Origin of the sequence: Streptomyces sp. NPDC090106, assembly GCF_044747265.1 — a bacterium.
GTDB lineage: Bacteria > Actinomycetota > Actinomycetes > Streptomycetales > Streptomycetaceae > Streptomyces.
In genome coordinates, this window is record NZ_JBIVDS010000004.1 from 341,706 (window position 1) to 358,878 (window position 17,173).

Sequence of the window (17,173 nt, forward strand, 5' to 3'; positions counted from 1 at the left end):
GCCCGCGAGGCAGGGAAGACAGGGAAGTCCCGATGCAGCTACGACGCCCGGCGGCGCTTCTCGGCGCCGCCGCGCTCATGACCGCCTCCGCCGCCCTCGGACCGGCCGCGCAGGCCTCCGGCACCCCGCGCACCGCGCTCGGCAAGGACGGGCAGAAACTCACCGTCTCGGCCTCCGCGGGCCTCGACCCGGACGGCGAGACCCTGCGGGTCACCGGCGAGGGCTACGACGCCGGCAAGGCGATCTACGTCGCCCTGTGCAAGGACAACGGCGACAACCGCATCCCCACGCCCTGTCTGGGCGGCGCCGACCAGGGCGGCACCGGCAGTTCCTCGCAGTGGATCGTCCCCGAGGGCGACACCTACGCGGGCGACCTCGCCGTCACCTGGGGCGCGGGCGGCACCTTCGCCGTGGACATCGCCGTCCGGGCCAGGGACTCCGGCCTGGACTGCACGCAGGTCGCCTGCTCGGTGATCACCCGGGTCGACCACCGCAACGCCGGTGACCGCTCGCAGGACGTGCGCGTCCCGGTGACCTTCGAGGGCCAGGACCCGGGCGACGGCGGCGGGGGCGACGGCGTGGACGTCCCCGCGGGGACCGTCTCCTACGTCCGCGGCGCCGAGTTCACCACCGCCGGCCGCCCCCTCGACCTCCTCCTGCACCCCGACTCCGGGAAGCTGTACGTCGGTTCGGACGACGTGGTGGACACCGCCGACGTCAAGGAACAGGGGCTGTACGTCCTCGACCCCGCCGACGGCACGGTGCTCGGCCACATCCAGCAGGCGCCGGGCTCCACGGGCGCGCTCGCCAACCGGGTCGTGCGCTGGATCGCCGCCCCGCTCGCCGGGGACGGCGTCGCCTTCCACTACCCGCTGCGGGGCCTCGGCACCGCGAGGAGCGGTGACACCGTCGCCCAGGGCGTCTGGCTGGCGGGCGCCACGGTCACCGGCGTCGGCCCCGGCGGCTCCGCGGACACCACGCTGGTCGCGCAGGGCGCCACGCTCTCCGAGGTCGAGACCGCCACGGGTGCGGTGAAGCGGACGGCCGCCCTCGACGGCGGCGGTGTCCTCGGTGTGGACAGCGCCCGGAAACTCGCCTGGTCGGCGGACCCGGCGGGCGGCAGGCTCTACCGCTTCGGCACCGACGCCTTCACCACCGGCACCGCCGTGGCCGAACTCCCGGACGCGTCGGTCTACTTCGTCGAGGTCGACCCGGCCACCGGCAACGTGTGGGTGGGCAGCTCCTACGAGGTGCTCGTCCTCGACCAGGAGGGCCGGCAGCTCGCCCGGCTCAGCGGCACGGACCGGGCCACCGCCATGGCCTTCGACTCCGTCACCGGTGAGGCGTTCGTGCTCCGCGAGGACTGGGGCACCGCCGACGACGGCGCGGACAACGTCGGCGCCCTGGAGACCTACGACAGCGCGACCTTCGAGCGGGCCGCCGAGCCCGTCGCCCTCCCGGGCAGCCGCGCCGGCGCCTACGCGGGCGTCGCCGTCACCCCGGGCGCGGGCTCCGTCTACGTCACCGACCAGGCCCAGGGCCAGGTCGTGAAGCTCGACCGCCGGGTCTCCCCGAGGGTCGTGCAGGCGCCGACCGACCAGACCGTCACCGAGGGCGACGCGGTGACGTTCGTCGCCGCCGCCGAGGGCACCCCGGCACCGGACGTGGCCTGGCAGGTCAGCCCGGACGACGGCCAGACCTGGAGCACGGTCGAGGGGGCGACGCGCACCGCGTACGGGTTCACCGCGAAGGCCGCGCAGGACGGGTACCGCTACCGGGCCCAGTTCACCAACACGGCCGGTACGACCCGCACCTCGCCGGTCACCCTGACGGTGAAGGAGAAGTCCGCCCCCGAGGAGCCCCCGGCCGAGGAGGAAGAGGAGCCCTCCGGCACCAGCACGGTCACCGGACCCGAGGGCCAGAGACTGACCGTCACCCCGGTCAACCACCTCGCCACCGAGCACCAGAAACTGAAGATCACCGGCTCCGGCTACGACACCGCCAAGGGCGTGTACGTCGCCCTGTGCGTCGACAACGGCGACGGTGAACTGCCGACCCCGTGCATCGGCGGCGTCGACATGACCGGCACCTCGCACTCCTCGGCGTGGATCTCCTCCGACCCGCCCGACTACGGCGAAGGACTGGCGACCCCGTACGGCAGTGGCGGCACCTTCGAGGTGGAGCTGACCGTCGACGCGAAGGACGCGTACACGGACTGCTTCCAGGCCACGTGCGTCCTCGCCACGCGTGCCGACCACACCCTGTCCGGCGACCGCAGCCAGGACGTGAAGGTCCCGGTCAGCTTCGTCGGCCAGGACCCGGTCGGCACCGACACCCCGGACGACGGCGGTGACGGCTCCGGCGGCACGGGCTCCACCGGCGGCACCGGAACCGGCACGGGCTCCGGCGGTTCGGGGACCGGCACCTCCGGCTCCGGCACCTCGGGCTCGGGCACCTCGGGCTCGGGCACCTCGGGCTCCGGGGGCACCGGCACCACCACCGCCGGCGGCAGCCTCGCCGCCACCGGCGTGACCGTCCTGTCCGTCGCCGCCCTCGCCGCCGCCCTGCTGGGCGCGGGCTGGGTGGCGTACCGCAAGGGCCGCACCGTCACCTGACGGACGGCACAGAGACGTCCGCCCCCTCCGAGTGTGGCCGGAGGGGGCGGACCCCTGTCCGGTGACGGTTCTACGCGAGCGGTACGGCGACCGCGCCGTACGTCGTCTCGGGCGTCGGCGGAGTCGTGAAACGGGCGTTGACGAGATAGAGCCGGTCGCCGAAGCGGGCGGCCGTGGTGGGGACGTCGAAGCGCGGGTCGGTGATCGTGGTGCGCAGGGTCGCGGTGGTGGCCCGGGCGTCCAGCTCCCAGACGCTCACCAGGTTGAGCCGGTTCTGGACGACGTACAGGGTGCGGCCGATCCGCCACAGCCCGTCGCCGTTGACGACCGTGTCCTGGCCGACGAGCGCGATGCGCGTGGTGCGACCGGTCCGCGGGTCGACATTGTGGAGCTCGCCGGGCGTGGACTTCACGACGATCAGGCCGCGCCCGTCCGGGGTGGGGACGACGCCGTTGGCGTTGTTGACGTCGGGCAGCTGCACCCAGTCGCCGGTGAGCGGGAGGGTGCGGACGGCGCCGTCCCGGCCGCGCGGGACGGCGTAGAGCTGGGCGGCGCGGGAGTCGGTGAACCAGGCGCGGTTCCCGAGCAGGGTGACGTCGTTGACGAAGTGTCCGGTGGCCTCCGAGAGCTGGAAGGTTCTCAGGACGTCTCCGGTGCGCGCGTCGTGGACGCGGGCGACTCCGGTGTTGCCCGCGACGTACAGCAGCCCGTCACGGTCGATCTTGAGGCCGACGGCGATCCGGCCGGTGGCGCCCGGGTGGAGGACCGTGCCCGCGCCGGTGCGCAGGTCGACGCGGTAGAGGGCGCCGTTGGCGCGGGAGCCGAAGTACGCGTACGGCCGGGCGCCGATCGCGATGCCCTCGGGCAGCCAGCCGTCGGGCAGGGGGAAGGCGGTGGGCCAGTCGCTCGCGCTCGCCGGACCGGCACCGGCGGTCACCGTGAGGGCGGCCAGCGTGGCGGCGGCACCGCCGAGAACGGTGCGGCGGGAGGGCTGCGGACGGTTGTGGATCATGTTCGGGGAACCTCCGTGGGATCCAACTCCGTTTACTGTTCCTTTAGTTGGCAACGGAACGGTGTCGGGACGAGTTCCCCGGAGCCCCGGGCTCCCCATTTACACCAAAAGGGTGATACTGGGACGTATGAGTACGGCAGCGTTCGTAGTCGCGGCAGCGGGGAGCGATGTGCTCAACGTGGTCGCCGCGTTCATCGGTGGCGCCGTCATCGCCGGTGCGCTGATCTGGGCCGTGCAGTTCGGCATGCGGGTACGGGACCGGGAACTGCCCCGGCCGCGGCCCGAGGACCAGCCCAGCCTCCCCACCAGCGGCGCGATCCACGAGATCAGGGAGATGCGGGAACCCGACGAGGTCCCGCGCACGGAGCGGCGGCTCATGCCGTACGAGCTCCACCATTCCGGCAGCAGACGGGGAACCGACCAGAAACGAAAGCGCTGGCTGCCCGGATCCAGCGGCTCCTTCGGCAGCGGGGGCCTCGGACACTCCTAGGAACGGCGCGCGGGGGCTGCCTCGCCGACCGAGGCAGCCCCTTCTCGCCGGCTGCCGCCCGGGGCACGCGCGTGACCGGGCGCCTTGCCATGACAGCCGTGGGGTTGGACCAGCACTGCCGCGTCCGGCCCGTCCGTCCCCCGGGCGGCCCCTCAAGGCTGCCCCGGCCCGGTGCCGTGTACAGCCGCTTCGGCCGAAGATCGGTATACCTACTCCCCGCCCCGGGCTACCTACGGCCCCGCCCCCTCGGGGGCCGCCGCGTCCCGCGGCAGACGTGACCCCGTGCCACGAGACGCCGTCCGGTTCGGCGGACGGCGTCTCGCGGCGCGGGGGGGGGGCTGCGGCCCGCCGGGTCAGGAGGCCGTGCGGTGGCGGGGGCGGCGGTCCGGGGCCGTGGCCAGCGCCCAGATGACAAAGAAGTCCACGCCGATCATGATCACGGACCAGACGGGCGCGTACGGCAGGAACAGGAAGTGCAGCACCATGCTCGCCGACGCGAGGAAGATGCCGGTCATCCGGGCCCACCAGGCACCCTTGAGGACGCCGTAGCCGACGGCGCCGAGGACCACGCCCAGGACGAGCATGATCACGCCCCAGCCGGTGAGGTCGATCTTGTAGATGTAGTCGCCGACCACGTCGTACACGTCGTCCTTGGCGAGCGCCGATATGCCCTGGAGGATCGCCAGGACGCCGTTGACGAGCATCAGCACACCGGCGAAGACCAGCCCGCCGGTCATCCACCCCTTGTCCGGACCGCCGCCCGGGGTCGGGGCGGCCGACTGCTCCGGCCGCTGGTGGTCCTTGTCCCAGACGGGAGGAGGCGTCGGGGACGGTGTCGCGTGCGGTTGTTGAGTCATGCCTCGACGATCGGCTCGGGTGCGGACCGTCACCACGGGGAGTAGGCCGTTCGGGTGACGGTCCACGTGCGCGCTCCCGCCCGGGGATCTTCACTGAACCCATGACCGCTCACCGCACGGCCCTGGCCACCGCCACCCTGCTGACCACCGCCGCCCTGGCCCTGACCGGCTGCTCCGACGACGAGACCCCGTCCTCGGCGGTCAGCAAGGCCGCCTCGGCGCTCCAGGAGGCGACCGCGAAGGCGGGCGAGAAGTTCGACGACATCAAGAGCGGCGTCGACGTCAAGGACGACGTGAGCGTCGGCACGCCGGACGTGGGCTCCGACGGGCGGGCCTCCGCGGAGCTGACCGTGCACAACACCGCGGACGCGCAGAAGTCCTTCCTGGTGCAGGTCGAGTTCACCGACGGGAGCGGCAACGTCCTCGACACGGTCGCCGTGACCGTCTCCGACGTCCCCGCGGGCGCCACGAAGAAGGCGACCGCGCGGGGCAACCGCAGTCTGTCCGGCAGCCCGGAGGCAGACGTGCCCCGCGCCGTCCGGTACTGATCCCCGGGACACCGGGACGTTGGACGCGGCGGTTCACGCCATCCAGAAGAACACCGCCGTCATCCGCTTCTCCGCCAGCGTCCGGCCCGTGTAGGCGGTCGCGCTGTGGATCAGGTTGGCGTTGTAGAGGAGCAGCCGGTTGAAGCGGTGCGGTACGCGGACGTCCTCCTCGAAGGCGTCCGGGGCGACGAACCGGGTGCCGAGGGCCTCGACGAGGTTGGTGTGCGGGGCCTGGACGACGTTGCCGCCGAGCCGGCCGCCGGGCAGGGACTGCCGGTAGAAGCTGGTGCCGCAGTCCCGGGGCACCGCGGGGTTCAGGTACAGGACCGCCGCGTAGCGGCACAGGGCCCGGGAGTCGGTGTGCGGACGGGGCTCGCTCTCGCCCTCGCCGACGACCTGGACGCAGTTGTGGTTGAGGGTGCCGCCGCCGGGCGCGGCCTGGACCCAGAGCCGTCCGGCACCGGTGGCCTCGCGCACCAGGCGTTCCACCCGGGCCAGTTCGGTCTCCTCCAGACCCGGCATGGCCCGCAGCCCCGGCCAGGTCTCGGGCTTGTGGGGGTGGCCCTCGACCCAGTCGTCCTTGGCCAGGCAGCGCTCGCGCACCGCGTGGGCGTCGGGCAGGACGTCGTCCAGGACCCAGTAGTCACGGCCCTTGGTGGGCTTGCGGTAGGGGAGGACGGGCAGGGGCGCGGGGGGAGGTGGGGGCATGGCGCGAATCTAGGGCGGAGGGGGCCGCGGACTCGCCCGTGAACAGGTCCTGAACAGGTCTGGACTCCGCATTCCGAACGGAAAGAGTCGGCAATCGGACCCAAAGAGTCAGTAATTCGCCAGTAACGCTCACCGCTTACCGTGCAGGTCTCGGCCCTGTTCCCGACATTGGCCAGCAGCAGGGCAGGGTCATGCCACTCGGGACGGAGCCGCCGTGTCCCTCCTGTGGGGGGTAGGGACACAGCCGGGGGTCCCGTACGGCCGGTGAGGCAATCGACGGGCGAACACTGCGGGGCCTCCGGACCCAACGCCGCGCTACGGCCCCGACCGGATCCGGGCTAGAGTGCCGCCCTCATGACCAGCGGAAACAGCAGAAACAGCGGACGCGGCGGACACGGCGCACCCGGCAGGACGCCGGCGTCGGCGGCCCCGCCCGTCCTGCGGCTGTTCCTGCTCGGCGGCTTCCGCGCCGAACGCGACCGCGGCGCCCCCGTCGCCGACCGCTGGCCCCGCCCCAGCGCCCGCCGGCTCGTCGAGATGCTCGCCGTCTCCCCCGGCCGCACCCGGCACCGCGAGGAGATCATCGAGATGTGCTGGCCCGAGACGGCCGGCACCCCCGCCGCCCTCGGCAGCCTCCGGGTCGCCCTGCACGCCGCCCGCCGCGCCCTGGAGCCGGAGCTGACCGCCCGCACCCCGTCGTCGTACCTCGTCGGCGAGGGCGCGCTGCTGCGGCTGGCGCCGCAGACCGTGTGGATCGACGCCGACCGGGCGGAGTCCCTCGCCGAACGGGCCCTGCACTCCGGGGCCACCGCCGACCTGGCCTCCGCGCTCGGCGCGTTCACCGGCGAGCTGCTCCCCGAGCACCGCTACACGCCCTGGGTGGAGGCGCGCCGCGAACGGCTCGACGCCCTCGGCGACTCGGTCAGGCTCGCGCTCGCCGAGGCGTACCTCGCGGACGGCGCGGTCCAGCGGGCCGCGGCCACCGCCCGCCGGGTCCTCGCCGACAGCGCGGCCGAGGAACGCGCCCACCGCGTCCTCATCGACGCCTACCTCCGCCAGGGCATGCGCCGCCGCGCCCTCGCCCAGTACCACGCGTGCCGACGCGCCCTGGACGCCGAGTGGGGCATCCGGCCGGGCCCGCGGACCGAGGCCCTGCACCGCGCCGCCCTCGCCACCGAGTCGGCGACCCTCGCCCCGCGCCGCCCCGCGCCCGCCGGTCCCCCCGTCCCGCCCGCCGTCGTGCACGCCGTGTCGGCGGCGCCCTTCGTGGGCCGCCGCGCGGAACTGGACCAGCTCCTCGACCCGGCGGGCCCGGCCGTGCACGTCGTCGTCGGCGAGGCCGGCATCGGCAGGACCCGGCTCGCCGCGGAGGCGGCCCGCCGCGCGGCCGGTGCCGGGGCGGCCGTCCTGTGGGGCGCGGGCCACGACGACGGCGCGCAGCTGCCGTACGGCGTGTTCGTGGAGGCCCTGGAGGGCCGGCTGGCCGGGCGTCCGGCGGCCGAACGGGCCCGGGTCGGCGCCGAGTTCCCGGAGCTGGCGGCGCTGCTGCCGTCCCTCGGCCAGGTCGGTCCGGTGCCCGGACGCGGCGGCCCCGAGTGCGAGCGGGAGCGGATCCACGCGGCGGTGCTGGGCCTGCTGACCGCCGCGGCCCCGCCCCGCGGGGACGTCCTGGTCGTCCTGGACGACGTGCACGCCGCCGACGCCGCGTCCCTGCGGCTGCTGGCCCGGCTGGCCCGCCGCACGCCCCCGCCGGGCGGGCCCCGGCTGCGTTTCCTCGCGACCTGCCGCCCCGAGGACCTGCCCGAGACGGACCCGCGCCGGACCGTCCTGGACACCCTGGTGCGCCAGGGCACGGCCCGGCGGCTGCGGCTGCCGCGCCTGGACCGCGCCGACTGTCTGGCACTCGCGGCGGGCGCGCTGGCCGACCCGGCAGGCGACGGGCCGCAGCGCGTCTGGGAACTCTCGCTGGGGCACCCCCTGTTCGCCCTGGAACTGGCCAAGTCGGCCCCCGCAGGCCCGTCCGCCTGCGCGGACCTGACCCCGCCCGAGGGGGTCCGGCTGCTGGTCGCGGACCGGCTCGCCCGCCTCGGCCCCGCCGCGCTGCGGGTCGTCGAGGCGGTCGCGGTCGCCCGCGGCGGGGTGGCGGCGCTGTCGGACGTGACGGAGGTGGCGCGGGCGACGGGCTCCACGGACGCGGTGGACGGCATCGACGCGGCGCTCGCGGCGGCCGTCCTGGAGGAACGTCCGGTCCCGGCCGACGGCACGACCGTCCCCGGCCTCGGTTTCCGCCACCCGCTGATCCGTCTCGTCTGCCGCGAACGCCTCTCCCTGGCCCGCCGGCGCCGGCTCCACGCCGCCCACGCCGAGCTGCTGCTGCGCCGCCGTCCGGGCGCGGTCGACGAGGTGGCCGCCCATCTGACGGCCGCCGACGACCCGCGGGCCGCCGAGCATCTGCACCGCGCCGCCCGCCGGGCCGCGTCCGTCGGCGCCGACGACACCGCGGACCACTACTACGACGCCCTGACGACCCGCCTGGACGAGATCGCCGCCGAGGCGGCCCGGATCCGCCTCGACCACGCCGCCGTGCTGCGCCGCATGGCCCGCCACCAGGACGCGGTACGGGTGCTGCGCGAGGCCCTGACCGACCTCGGCCGCCACGGCGCGCCCCACGAACAGGTGCGGGCGGCGGCCCAGCTGGCGGAGGCCCTGGCCCGCACGGGCGCCCCCGCGGAGGGCTTCCGCCTGCTGACCCTGCACGCCCCCGGCCCCACCGCACCCCCCGAGACCCTGGCCGCCCACCGCCTCTCCCGGGCCGCCCTCTGCTTCGTGACAGGCGACTACGAGGGCGCGCTACGAGCAGCCGGGGAGGCGGAACACACGGCACGAGCCGCGGCAGCCGCCACCACGGCCGCCGAGGGCGGGCTGCTGGCGCGCGCCCTCGCCCAGCGGTCCACCGCGCTCGCGCTCACCGGCCGTCTCGCCGAGGCCCGGTCCGCCGCGGACGAGGCGCTGCCCCACGCGCAGGCCCACGGCGACCCCCGTCTGCTCACCCACGTCCTGTCGATCCTGCGCGAGCACGCCCGCCGGTCGGGCCGGCTGCGCGAGGCGGTCGCCCTGGGCCGGCGCGCCCTGGACCTCGCGGAGCGCTCCGGCGACCCGGAGGCCACCGCGTTCGAGCGGGCCAACCTCGCCGAGGTGCACCTGCTCCTCGGCGACACCGACGAGGCGGCGGCCCTCGCCGAGGGCGCCGTCGCCGAGGCGGAGGCCCACCCCGGCCCGGCCCTCCCGTACGCGCTGGCCGCCCTCGCCCGGGTGCGGCTGCGCGGCGGCCCCCGCCCCGGTCTGCCCGCGCCCCGCGAACTGCTGGGCCGGGCCGAACGCGCGCTGGAGCGGCGCCCCGACCACCAGGCCGCGTACGAGGTGCGGACCGCGCAGGCCGAGTCCGCCCTCAAGGACGCCCGCCCGGACCGGGCCCTCGCCCTGCTCGCGGACGTGCGGGGCACCGGCGTGCCCGTGCTCGCCGCGTGGGCTCATCTGACGGCGGGCGACCCCGTGCGCGCCGCGCGGGTGGCCGCGGCGGAGGCGGACCGGGCGGCGGGCGCGGGCGAGACCGTCACCGAGTGCGAGGCGCTGACGGTGGGCGCGGCGGCGCTGGCCGCGCAGCGGCGCACCGAGGAGGCCGCCGTGTGCGCGGCGCGGGCCCGCGCGCTCGCCGAGGCGATGCCGTACCCGACGGTCCTGCGCCGCGTGGCGCACGCCGACCGGTCCGGGTGACCTGGGTGACCTAGAGGCCGTCCTGGCCGACCGTGACCGAGATCTGTTCGCTGACCGAGCTCACCCCGTTGAGGGCCGCGCTCGCCTGGAGCCGTCCGGGTCCCGTCGGCAGGGGCGCGGCCGGGGCGCAGGACCAGGTGCCGTCCGCCGCGGCCGTCGCCGTGCACACCTCCAGCGGCGGTCTCGGCCCGTTGCCGGTGACGGCGGCGTCGGCGGCCTCCTCGTACTCCACGGTGATCTGCGCCCCGGGGTAGGCCGTACCGCCCGCCTGGGGCCGCACCGTGAGGGCGGTGCCCGCCACGGGCCGGGTGAGGGTCGGTTCGGGCAGGCCGACGACGACCGCGCACGTCCCGTGGTCCACCCGGGTGCCGCGTTCGTCGGTGAGCCGGGTCGCGCAGCCGTCGAGCCGGGTCCCGGGCACCGCGCCGGCGGGCACGGCGAGGACGAAGGGGAAGGTGCGCCCGGCCCAGGGCGGGTCCGCGGCGGTGCCGGTGTAGAGGTAGGCGGCGCTGTCGCCGTCGGGGTCGACGGTGCCGCGGTACCCGGAGGCGGCGGCCAGCGGGGTGTCCGTCACCCGGGCGCCGCCGGGTGCGGTCAGGGTCAGCCGGGAGCCCCGGCCGAGGGGTTCCCCGTCGTACCCGGTGACCTCGACGATCCCGGAGCGGCCGGGCAGGATCGTGGCGGCGGCCCACAGCTCACGGCTGTCGGCGCGGGCGGGCGGGGCCAGAGCGGCCAGCAGGACGGCGGCGGCGAGGGCGATCGGCTTGCTCATCGTGTGCGGCACTTCCTCTGCGGAGTTCCCCGGGTCCCCCCGCCGCGATTCTCACGGCCCGTCAGCTCCCCCGCTCCCGCGGTACGACCGTATGGCGGAAGGCGTCGCCCTACGGGTGATTCCGGGGGTCCGCGCGTACAGGGCGCCGGTCCTGACGGTGAAGAAGGGTGAGGAAAAGCTGACAGGTCATCTCATCCGCCCGGAAGGCGAGACGGAAGGCGTGACACCCCCTGTGAACCTCAAGCACCTGACCCGGCGCACCCCCGCCGCGGCCCTGCTCGTGGGCGCGCTCGTGCTCGGCACCACCACGGCCGTGACCCCGGCGCCGGTGGCCGCGGCGGCCGTCCTCACCAGCGACGTCATCACCCCGGAGGGCACCGCGGCGACACCCCGCGGGGCCCGGACGCATCCCGAGGAGGGGTCCGACGGCGGCGAGGAGTTCGGCAAGGACGCCGTGCGGCTGCGGTACGCGGTGGTGCGGGAGGGGGCGCTGAAGCGGATCTGCGGGCCCACCGAGCTGGGCAGCGAGGCCCGTTTCCCGCTGTTCGACGACACCGTCGTGGAGGCCACCGAGGTCTCCCGGCAGACCATCGGATCCGTCCTGACCTGGCAGGGCGAGGTGGAGGGGACCACCGACCAGGAGGTGATCGTCACTCTGCGGGGCGGCTGCGACGGCAGGCCGGGCAACGAGGAGCTGAGCGCCCACTTCATGCTGGGCGGCGACCGCTACGACATCGTCCCGGCGGGCGGCTCCGGCCGGGTCGTGGTGATGCAGGCGACGCCGGAGACGGACGAGAACGACCTGGACGTCGTCCCGCCCGCGTCCCGCCCGCTCCAGCCGCTGCCGAGCGGCGGGACGCAGGCGGGGACACCGGCGGGCGAGCGGGCCGCGGGGCCGCGGGCGGCGTGCAAGGGCGGCCAGAAGATCGCGGTGATCGACGTGCTGGCCGCGTACTCGGCCAAGGCGCGCAGCGAGGCGGGCGGCGACTCCCAGATCAAGGCGCTGATCGCCAAGGGCATCGCGCTCACCAACGACGCGTTCGCCACCAGCGGCACCCTCGCCCGGGTCCGTCTGGTGCACAGCGCGTACGTCAGCCTGCCCTCGGCCTACGACACCCAGTCCTCGGCGGCGCTCGGCAAGTTCGCCACCAAGGGCGACGGTGTCGCCGACACCCTGCCGACGCTGCGCGACCGGTACGGCGCCGACCAGGTCACCGTGGTGACCGGCGGCAGCAAGATGGGCGGCATCGGCTACACGCCCGAGACCCCGGGCCCGACGTGGAAGGAGTGGGCGTACACGATCGTCGCGCGCAACGCGATCGCCCACTACTCCCTCGGCCACGAGCTGGGCCACAACCTCGGCGCCAACCACGACTGGACGACCGAGCCGAACCAGCCCGACAACGGGGCCAGCGGCTACTTCCCGAAGAAGGGCGCCTGGTCGACGGCGATGGCGTACGAATCGAGCTGCCGCACCGCCACCAAGGGGGCCTGCGGGCGCGTCAACCGGTTCTCCAACTACCACCAGACGTACCGGGGGGAGCGGCTCGGCGCCAAGGCGACCTCGGCCACCGGCGCGGACTCGGCGATGTTCTTCAACACCTCCGCGAAGGCGGTCGCCGCGTACCGGACCGCGAAGTCGGACTCCTCGTGGTGCGACGTGACGCCGTCGTCGGCGCCGTCGGTGAGCGCGGGGCGGATCGTGCCGAAGATCATGGGGCCGTTCGCGCAGAAGGCGACGGCGACCTTCACCGCCGTACCCGCCAAGGGCTACGTCTTCTCCTCCTGGACCCTCGACGGCAAGAAGCAGTCCTCGACGAGCAAGACCATCAAGGTGAGCCTGGCGGCGAAGGACCACACGCTGAAGGCCACCTTCAAGAAGGGCACCAGCGCCACGTCGAAGGTGTCCACCGCGTCCTCCGGCAGCGGCACCGTGAAGTCGTCCTCGAAGAAGGCCCTCGCGGGGGCGCCGGTCCTGGAGGGCGAGGAACTGCACTACACGGCCGTGCCGCGGGACGGCTGGCACTTCCGGGGCTGGCTGCTGGACGGCTCGTTCGCCGGTGACGACGACGACATCTTCCTGCGCGTCGGCGAGGACGACTCGACGCTGACCGCGGTCTTCGAGCCCCGTGACCTGGCGCTGACGACGGAGGTCCGGGGCGGCCGGGGCCGGATCGGCCTCTCCGAGCAGGGCCCGTACGCGGACGGCGACACCGTGCACGCCGCCGCGGTGCCCGCCGCCGGGTACGTGTTCACGGGCTGGCTGCTGGACGGGCGGTCCTACGGCGGGGACAAGGAGCGCGGCAGGGACTCGACGGCGGTCCACTTCGACGAGGACGGGCACACGCTGACGGCGGTCTTCGCTCGCGGGTGAACGGTTTGAACAACCGTGGCTCCTGATCCGTACTCCAGGGTCGAACGACCCCGACCGGACAGGAGCCACGGTGCGCTTTTCGCGGAACGCCACGGGAACGCTCTTCGTGGGCGGTGCGCTCAGCCTCACGATCGTCGCGCTCGCGTACCCAGCGATGCTCGGCCTCGACAAGGTGTCGACCGCGCAGGACAGAGTGATCGCCCAGACCCAGTGGGGTCCGCTCACCGAGCAGGACCGTGACTTCGTGGTGAAGGTACGGGCCGCCGGTCTGTGGGAGTACCCGCTGGGCAACGTCGCCCTGCAGAAGGGCACGACCGAGGAGGTCAAGGAGGCGGGACGGCACCTCCTGGACGGTCACGCGGCGCTGGACGCCGCCTGCCGGAAGATCGCCCCGATGCTCAACATCACCCTGCCGAACGTGGCCTCCCCGCAGCAGCAGCAGTTCGTGAACCAGATCCAGTCCAGCTCGGGCAAGCAGTTCGACGCGACCTTCGCGAACATCCTGCGCACGACGCACGGATCGATCTTCAACACGATCTCCAAGATCCGGTCCACGACGAAGAACTCGCTGGTGCGGTCGCTGGCCGACATGGCCAACGACACGGTCCTCGACCACATGACGGTCATGGAGAAGACCGGTGACGTCGACTTCGACCAGGCACTCTTCCAGCAGACCACCCCGCCGAAGCTGCCCCAGTCCGACATGACCCCGCCGGTCCCCCAGCCCGGCGAGCCCATGGTCGTGCTCAGTCCTCCGGCGAACCCGACCTCCACGCCGATCGCGATCCCCGGCGAGAGTTCGAGCCCTTCGAACGGCTAGCCGAGCCAGACGGTGGTGTCCGGCGCCAGCAGGCCGTTGTCCTCCGACGGCCCGCTGGCGAGCAGGAGTTCGCCCTCCGGAAGCGGTACGGGCACGGCGGACAGGTTGGTCACGCACCGCCATCCGTCGTGCCGGGCGAAGTCCAGCACCCCGTCACCGGCGCCGGGCGTCCAGGTCAGCGTCTCGCCCTGGAGGAGCTTGCGGCGCAGCTTCAGGGCGGTGCGGTACAGCTCCAGCGTGGAGCCCTCGACGCCGTCCTGCGCCTCGACGGAGTACTCCGCGAAGCTCTCCGGCTGCGGCAGCCAGGCCCCGCCCGCGCCGAAGCCGTACGAGGGTCCGCCGCGCGTCCACGGCAGGGGCACCCGGCAGCCGTCGCGGCCCTTGCGGACGTGTCCCGTCTGCTCCCAGACGGGGTCCTGGAGCACCTCGACGGGCAGCTCCGCGACCTCGGGCAGCCCGAGCTCCTCCCCCTGGTAGAGGTACGACGACCCCGGCAGCGCCAGCATCAGCAGGGTGGCCGCGCGGGCCCTGCGCAGGCCCTGTGCGGCGTCCACGGGCGGGGTGCGGCCTCCGGAGAGCAGCCACGCGTTGTCGTCGGTGCCGGGCGGCAGCACGAGCCGTGAGGCGTGCCGGACGACGTCGTGGTTGGACAGCACCCAGGTGGCCGAGGCGCCCGCGGCGCGGGCCGCGCCGATCGAGTCGGTGATCACCGCGCGCAGCCGGCCGGCGTCCCATCCCGCTTGCAGGTACTCGAAGTTGAAGGCCTGGCCGAGTTCCTCCGGGGTCGCGTACCGCACCCGTCGCGCGCCCGGCACCCAGGCCTCGGCGACGGCCGTGCGGGGCGGGCGGTAGGAGTCGAGGACGGTGCGCCAGTCGCGGTAGATCTCGTGGACCTCGTCGCGGTCGAAGAAGGGGTGGGTGCCGGGGGCGAGCCTGCTGAGCGCGTCCTCGCCGCCGGAGGCGTCCGCGCCGAGGTCGCGCAGAGGTTCGGTGAGGTCCTTGGCGAGGGCGTGCGCGACGTCCACGCGGAAGCCGTCCACGCCCCGGTCGGACCAGAAGCGCAGCGTGGTGCGGAAGTCGGCGCGGACCTCGGGGTGGCTCCAGTCGAAGTCGGGCTGCTGGGGTGTGAAGAGGTGGAGGTACCACTGGCCGTCGGCGACGCGCTGCCAGGCGCTGCCGCCGAAGACGGACTGCCAGTCGGTGGGCGGGAGTTCGCCGCGGCGGCCACGGCCGTCGCGGAAGACGTACCGGGCGCGGGCGGCGGAGCCGGGTCCGGCGGCGAGGGCCTCCTGGAACCAGGGGTGCAGACGGGAGCTGTGGTTGGGGACGAGGTCGACGACGACCTTCAGGCCGAGCCGGTGCGCCTCGGTGACCATCGCGGTGAAGTCGTCGAGGGTGCCCAGGCGTGGATCGACGTCGCGGTAATCGGCCACGTCGTAGCCGCCGTCGGCGAGTTCGGAGGGGTAGAAGGGGCTCAGCCACAGCGCGTCGACGCCGAGCCCGGCGAGGTGGGTGAGGCGTTCGGTGACGCCCTTGACGTCACCGAGTCCGTCGCCGTCGGCGTCGCCGAAACTGCGCGGATAGACCTGGTAGACGACGGCCTGCCGCCACCAGTCGGGGTCCTTGGAGGACAGGTCGGCGGACGGTTCGGGGTCGGGTCGGGGGGTCGGATCGGGGGTCGTCCGGTCGCTCGGCTGGTCCACAGGCGCGGAGCCCTGCCTTCCCTGTGTGGCGGAATTGTGATGACTCCTGAACGGCGTTGACATTCCCGCAGGTTGACACTGTTCCACGTGGAGATCCACGATGTCCGGACGCTGTGGCGCGTGTGGCTCATGTGACCAATGAGCCCAGTGCCTTTCCGCGTTCTCTTTTTGCTGCCCTCCACACCCCGATGGGATACGTATGTCCATAGCGAGACGTGTCACTACGCGCCGCCTGCTGGGGACGGGCGCCGCGTCGCTCGCCCTCTGCTTCGGCACCGCCTCCGTCGCCTACGCGGGCGACTGCCCCGGTGGCGAGGGCTGGGACAAGGGCGGGAGCGGGAGCTACAAGCCCGGGACCGGCGCGGGCTCGAAGACCGAGACCGACCGCTGCGAGTTCTCGCTCGACGGCACGAGCTTCCACGCCTCGGTGAAGGTCGACGACCAGAACCTCAAGCCCGGCGACGACGGCAAGGTCCACGTCAAGGTCCGCACCTCGGGCGACGCGACCACCTGCACCGCCTCCCTCGCCTCGTACCGCACCCACGGCGCGACCTGGCAGACCTCCGGCGAGCAGGTCTTCCACGACTTCGACACCGTCACCGTCAAGGCCGGTCAGACCGACACCCTCGACGTCGCCGTCCCGGACGTCGGCTGCTTCGCGCAGATCGACCTGTACCGCGGCAAGGTGAAGTACGACGGCAAGCTGGACGCCAACGACGGCTTCGAGCACGGCGACCTGCCGGTCGGCCCCGACCACGCGGTCATCAAGGACAAGCTGATCGCGGCCTGGAACGGCGGCACGAAGGACTGCACCGAGCAGGAGATCCCCTCCTCCTCGCCGTCGCCGTCCGCGAGCGAGTCGACCCCGGAGTCCGAGGAGTCCACCCCGGCCGCCTCCGAGACCCCCTCGGAGTCCGCGCCCGCGTCCGAGACCCCGGCCGAGTCCGAGACCCCCGCCGCGTCGGAGTCCGCGACGCCGTCCGCCTCCGAGTCCACCACCGCCCCGGCCGCCACGCCGAACGGCGGCAGCGGTGACCTGGCGGAGACCGGCGCCAACAGCAACACCCCCGTCATCATCGGTGGCGCCGCCGCGCTGCTGGCCGCCGGTGCGGGCTTCGTCCTCATCTCGCGCCGCCGCAAGGGCGCGCGCGCGTAGGGACCGCGACCGTTCGACGGGACGCCGGGCAAAGGGGACCTGCCCGGCGTCCCGTCACGTCCGGGCCCGTCCGGCGGACCGGGCCGCGGGAGCGGCGGTGCGTCGCGCCGCCGGTCGGCAGGGGGTCCGCTGCGTGCGGCTGCACGGCGCGGGAGACGCGGCCCGTCAGCCGGCTGCCGCGACGGGCGACGCGGTGGAGGCACCTCCCGGCCGAGCACCGGGGAACGTCGGCAAGCGACGACAACACCGCTCCCGGCCTCCCGTCACATCCGGCGGACCGGGCCGCGGGAATGACGGTGCGTCGCGCCGCCGGTCGGCAGGAGGGGCCGCTGCGTGCGGCTGCA

The 17,173-nt window shown here is 74.4% G+C and carries 12 protein-coding genes; 7 read left to right on the forward strand and 5 right to left on the reverse strand.

All coding sequences use genetic code 11. From position 1 onward, the window contains the following. Positions 1–32: 32 nt before the first annotated feature. Positions 33–2,615, forward strand: a complete 2,583-nt coding sequence (locus ACIPSE_RS15325) for an immunoglobulin I-set domain protein (RefSeq protein WP_401662489.1) — start codon at positions 33–35, stop codon at positions 2,613–2,615. Between the two features lie 70 nt (positions 2,616–2,685). Here the strand turns inward: ACIPSE_RS15325 and ACIPSE_RS15330 are convergent, their stop codons facing one another. Continuing rightward, complete coding sequence (locus ACIPSE_RS15330) at positions 2,686–3,627, reverse strand: SMP-30/gluconolactonase/LRE family protein (RefSeq protein ID WP_401662491.1); 942 nt, start codon at positions 3,625–3,627, stop codon at positions 2,686–2,688. Positions 3,628–3,754: 127 nt separating this feature from the next. Here ACIPSE_RS15330 and ACIPSE_RS15335 point away from each other — a divergent pair, with 127 nt between their 5' ends. Further along, a complete protein-coding gene (locus tag ACIPSE_RS15335; RefSeq protein ID WP_401662493.1) occupies positions 3,755–4,117 on the forward strand; it encodes a DUF6479 family protein in 363 nt (120 codons plus the stop codon). Between the two features lie 353 nt (positions 4,118–4,470). Here ACIPSE_RS15335 and ACIPSE_RS15340 read toward each other — a convergent pair whose 3' ends face one another. Next, a complete protein-coding gene (locus ACIPSE_RS15340; RefSeq protein ID WP_401662495.1) occupies positions 4,471–4,974 on the reverse strand; it encodes a hypothetical protein in 504 nt (167 codons plus the stop codon). A 101-nt stretch (positions 4,975–5,075) separates the two neighbouring features. Between ACIPSE_RS15340 and ACIPSE_RS15345 the strand changes: the two genes are divergently transcribed. Further along, the gene (locus tag ACIPSE_RS15345) at positions 5,076–5,522 is read left to right on the forward strand and encodes an FxLYD domain-containing protein (protein ID WP_401662497.1); all 447 of its coding nucleotides are present in this window, start codon (positions 5,076–5,078) and stop codon (positions 5,520–5,522) included. A gap of 33 nt (positions 5,523–5,555) precedes the next feature. Here ACIPSE_RS15345 and ACIPSE_RS15350 read toward each other — a convergent pair whose 3' ends face one another. Next, a complete protein-coding gene (locus tag ACIPSE_RS15350) occupies positions 5,556–6,230 on the reverse strand; it encodes a DUF6445 family protein (RefSeq protein ID WP_401662499.1) in 675 nt (224 codons plus the stop codon). Between the two features lie 354 nt (positions 6,231–6,584). Here ACIPSE_RS15350 and ACIPSE_RS15355 point away from each other — a divergent pair, with 354 nt between their 5' ends. Continuing rightward, the gene (locus tag ACIPSE_RS15355) at positions 6,585–10,004 is read left to right on the forward strand and encodes an AAA family ATPase (protein WP_401662501.1); all 3,420 of its coding nucleotides are present in this window, start codon (positions 6,585–6,587) and stop codon (positions 10,002–10,004) included. A 10-nt stretch (positions 10,005–10,014) separates the two neighbouring features. Here the strand turns inward: ACIPSE_RS15355 and ACIPSE_RS15360 are convergent, their stop codons facing one another. Beyond that, on the reverse strand, positions 10,015–10,776 hold the full coding sequence (locus ACIPSE_RS15360) for a carboxypeptidase regulatory-like domain-containing protein (RefSeq protein ID WP_401662503.1): 762 nt from the start codon (positions 10,774–10,776) through the stop codon (positions 10,015–10,017). A 220-nt stretch (positions 10,777–10,996) separates the two neighbouring features. Between ACIPSE_RS15360 and ACIPSE_RS15365 the strand changes: the two genes are divergently transcribed. Together ACIPSE_RS15365 and ACIPSE_RS15370 are read left to right on the forward strand one after the other, a co-directional pair. Beyond that, entirely contained in the window at positions 10,997–13,150 is a 2,154-nt protein-coding gene (locus ACIPSE_RS15365; protein WP_401662504.1) for a M12 family metallo-peptidase, read from the forward strand. 70 nt (positions 13,151–13,220) lie between these two features. Further along, complete coding sequence (locus ACIPSE_RS15370) at positions 13,221–13,970, forward strand: DUF4142 domain-containing protein (protein ID WP_401662506.1); 750 nt, start codon at positions 13,221–13,223, stop codon at positions 13,968–13,970. Here the strand turns inward: ACIPSE_RS15370 and ACIPSE_RS15375 are convergent. After that, a complete protein-coding gene (locus ACIPSE_RS15375) occupies positions 13,967–15,736 on the reverse strand; it encodes a glycoside hydrolase family 13 protein (RefSeq protein ID WP_401662508.1) in 1,770 nt (589 codons plus the stop codon). The genes ACIPSE_RS15370 and ACIPSE_RS15375 overlap by 4 nt on opposite strands. 136 nt (positions 15,737–15,872) lie before the next feature. Here ACIPSE_RS15375 and ACIPSE_RS15380 point away from each other — a divergent pair, with 136 nt between their 5' ends. Further along, positions 15,873–16,829 carry an LAETG motif-containing sortase-dependent surface protein gene (locus tag ACIPSE_RS15380; protein ID WP_401662510.1) on the forward strand — a complete coding sequence of 319 codons (957 nt, stop codon included), beginning with the start codon at positions 15,873–15,875 and terminating at the stop codon, positions 16,827–16,829. Positions 16,830–17,173 lie beyond the last annotated feature (344 nt).

Coding starts and splice junctions, on each gene's coding strand:
- ACIPSE_RS15375 (WP_401662508.1), bottom strand. CDS start 15,736: ATGTCAACGCCGTTCAGGAGTCATCACAATTCCGCCACACAGGGAAGG.
- ACIPSE_RS15360 (WP_401662503.1), bottom strand. CDS start 10,776: ATGAGCAAGCCGATCGCCCTCGCCGCCGCCGTCCTGCTGGCCGCTCTG.
- ACIPSE_RS15330 (WP_401662491.1), bottom strand. CDS start 3,627: ATGATCCACAACCGTCCGCAGCCCTCCCGCCGCACCGTTCTCGGCGGT.
- ACIPSE_RS15340 (WP_401662495.1), bottom strand. CDS start 4,974: ATGACTCAACAACCGCACGCGACACCGTCCCCGACGCCTCCTCCCGTC.
- ACIPSE_RS15325 (WP_401662489.1), top strand. CDS start 33: ATGCAGCTACGACGCCCGGCGGCGCTTCTCGGCGCCGCCGCGCTCATG.
- ACIPSE_RS15335 (WP_401662493.1), top strand. CDS start 3,755: ATGAGTACGGCAGCGTTCGTAGTCGCGGCAGCGGGGAGCGATGTGCTC.
- ACIPSE_RS15350 (WP_401662499.1), bottom strand. CDS start 6,230: ATGCCCCCACCTCCCCCCGCGCCCCTGCCCGTCCTCCCCTACCGCAAG.
- ACIPSE_RS15345 (WP_401662497.1), top strand. CDS start 5,076: ATGACCGCTCACCGCACGGCCCTGGCCACCGCCACCCTGCTGACCACC.
- ACIPSE_RS15355 (WP_401662501.1), top strand. CDS start 6,585: ATGACCAGCGGAAACAGCAGAAACAGCGGACGCGGCGGACACGGCGCA.
- ACIPSE_RS15380 (WP_401662510.1), top strand. CDS start 15,873: ATGTCCATAGCGAGACGTGTCACTACGCGCCGCCTGCTGGGGACGGGC.